A 3,135-nucleotide genomic window follows, 5' to 3' on the forward strand; every position below is an offset into this window, starting at 1 on the left:
TACTGAATACATAGGTATGCGAGGCGAACGCGGGGAACTGAAACATCTAAGTACCCGTAGGAACAGAAATCAATTGAGATTCCGTCAGTAGCGGCGAGCGAACGCGGATTAGCCCTTAAGTCTGTGAATGATTAGGAGAACGGTCTGGGAAGGCCGGCCATAGTGGGTGATAGCCCCGTATCCGAAAATCTGATCAGGTGAAATCGAGTAGGTCGGAGCACGTGAAACTTTGACTGAATGTGGGGGGACCATCCTCCAAGGCTAAATACTCCTGGCTGACCGATAGTGAACCAGTACCGTGAGGGAAAGGCGAAAAGAACCCCGGAGAGGGGAGTGAAATAGAACCTGAAACCGTGTACGTACAAGCAGTCGGAGCCCTCTTTGTGGGGTGACGGCGTACCTTTTGTATAATGGGTCAGCGACTTAATTTCAGTAGCGAGGTTAACCGTTTAGGGGAGCCGTAGGGAAACCGAGTCTTAATAGGGCGTTTAGTTGCTGGGATTAGACCCGAAACCGGGCGATCTATCCATGGGCAGGTTGAAGATGCGGTAACACGCATTGGAGGACCGAACCGACTACCGTTGAAAAGTTAGCGGATGACCTGTGGATCGGAGTGAAAGGCTAATCAAGCTCGGAGATAGCTGGTTCTCCCCGAAAGCTATTTAGGTAGCGCCTCGGACGAATACCACTGGGGGTAGAGCACTGTTTCGGCTAGGGGGTCATCCCGACTTACCAAACCGATGCAAACTCCGAATACCAGTGAGTACTATCCGGGAGACACACGGCGGGTGCTAACGTCCGTCGTGAAGAGGGAAACAACCCAGACCGCCAGCTAAGGTCCCCAAATTCCAGTTAAGTGGGAAACGATGTGGGAAGGCTCAGACAGCTAGGAGGTTGGCTTAGAAGCAGCCACCCTTTAAAGAAAGCGTAATAGCTCACTAGTCGAGTCGGCCTGCGCGGAAGATGTAACGGGGCTCAAACTGGATACCGAAGCTGCGGCAGCAGACTTGTTCTGCTGGGTAGGGGAGCGTTGTGTAAGCCTGTGAAGGTGTGTTGAGAAGCATGCTGGAGGTATCACAAGTGCGAATGCTGACGTGAGTAACGATAATGCGGGTGAAAAACCCGCACGCCGAAAGACCAAGGTTTCCTGCGCAACGCTAATCGGCGCAGGGTGAGTCGGCCCCTAAGGCGAGGCAGAAATGCGTAGCTGATGGGAAACGGGTTAATATTCCCGTACTTCTTATAACTGCGATGGAGAGACGGAGAAGGCTATGCCTACCGGGCGTTGGTTGTCCCGGGGAAAGGCTGTAGGCTGAGGTGTTAGGCAAATCCGGCACCTTAAGGCTGAGAGTCGAGACCACTGGTCCTTTGTGACCGGGAAGTGGTTGATGCCATGCTTCCAGGAAAATCTTCTAAGCTTCAGGTTATAAGGAACCGTACCCCAAACCGACACAGGTGGTTGGGATGAGTATTCTAAGGCGCTTGAGAGAACTCGGGTGAAGGAACTAGGCAAAGTGGTACCGTAACTTCGGGAGAAGGTACGCCGCTGACGGTGATGGGATTTACTCCCTAAGCTATCGGCGGTCGCAGTGAAAAGGCCCCTGCAACTGTTTATTAAAAACACAGCACTCTGCAAACGCGTAAGCGGACGTATAGGGTGTGACGCCTGCCCGGTGCCGGAAGGTTAATTGATGGGGTTAGCTTCGGCGAAGCTCTTGATCGAAGCCCCGGTAAACGGCGGCCGTAACTATAACGGTCCTAAGGTAGCGAAATTCCTTGTCGGGTAAGTTCCGACCTGCACGAATGGCGTAATGATGGGGGCGCTGTCTCCACCCGAGACTCAGTGAAATCGAAATCGCAGTGAAGATGCTGTGTACCCGCGGCTAGACGGAAAGACCCCGTGAACCTTTACTATAGCTTCACAGTGGACTTTGAACCTGTTTGTGTAGGATAGCTGGGAGACTTTGAAGCAGTGACGCTAGTCATTGTGGAGTCGTCCTTGAAATACCAGCCTGGCATGTTTGAGGTTCTAACCTGGGTCCCTTATCGGGATCGGGGACATTGTGTGGTGGGTAGTTTGACTGGGGCGGTCTCCTCCCAAAGAGTAACGGAGGAGCACAAAGGTACCCTCAGCACGGTCGGACATCGTGCAACGAGCGTAAAGGTAGAAGGGTGCTTGACTGCGAGACCTACAAGTCGAGCAGGTGCGAAAGCAGGTCTTAGTGATCCGGTGGTTCTGTATGGAAGGGCCATCGCTCAACGGATAAAAGGTACTCCGGGGATAACAGGCTGATACCGCCCAAGAGTTCATATCGACGGCGGTGTTTGGCACCTCGATGTCGGCTCATCTCATCCTGGGGCTGAAGCCGGTCCCAAGGGTATGGCTGTTCGCCATTTAAAGAGGTACGCGAGCTGGGTTTAGAACGTCGTGAGACAGTTCGGTCCCTATCTGCCGTGGGCGTTGGAGATTTGAGAGGAGCTGCTCCTAGTACGAGAGGACCGGAGTGGACGAACCTCTGGTGTTCCGGTTGTCACGCCAGTGGCATTGCCGGGTAGCTACGTTCGGACGGGATAACCGCTGAAAGCATCTAAGCGGGAAGCCTCCCTCAAGATGAGATCTCCCTGGGAACTTGATTCCCCTGAAGGGCCGTTGAAGACCACAACGTTGATAGGCTGGGTGTGGAAGCGTTGTAAGGCGTGAAGCTAACCAGTACTAATTGCCCGTGAGGCTTGACTATATAACACCAAAGCAGTTACTCGGCACATCAAGCCAGGTAACGCAAAGATACGGTGTGAGAGATACTAACCTTGCAGTTGAATAGCAAACTTCTCGTTACCCAATTTGGCTTTGCCGGTGAGCAAGCAGTTCTACTTCGGTAGAGAACACCGGTAAGGCAACCTATTTGGTCATCCTGATTATTCAGGACAACCAAACCAGTTTGCCTGACGACCATAGAATGTTGGAACCACCTGATCCCATGCCGAACTCAGAAGTGAAACGACATATCGCCGATGGTAGTGTGGGGCTTCCCCATGTGAGAGTAGGTCATCGTCAGGCTCTTAAACCAAACAAAAGACCCCCGCCACGAAAGTGACGGGGGTTTTTTGTTTGGTTTAAGATACGGTGAACTCCTC

At 52.7% G+C, this 3,135-nt stretch carries 2 rRNA genes (1 of these 2 running past the window's edge); both read left to right on the forward strand.

Annotated features, from left to right (window positions below):
* A 23S ribosomal RNA gene (locus A3754_RS05385) occupies positions 1-2,738 on the forward strand; it begins 154 nt to the left of the window's first position.
* Positions 2,739-2,942: 204 nt separating this feature from the next.
* A 5S ribosomal RNA gene (gene rrf, locus A3754_RS05390) occupies positions 2,943-3,058 on the forward strand.
* The last annotated feature ends 77 nt before the right edge of the window (positions 3,059-3,135 follow it).

It is taken from the genome of Alcanivorax sp. HI0083, from assembly GCF_001635175.1.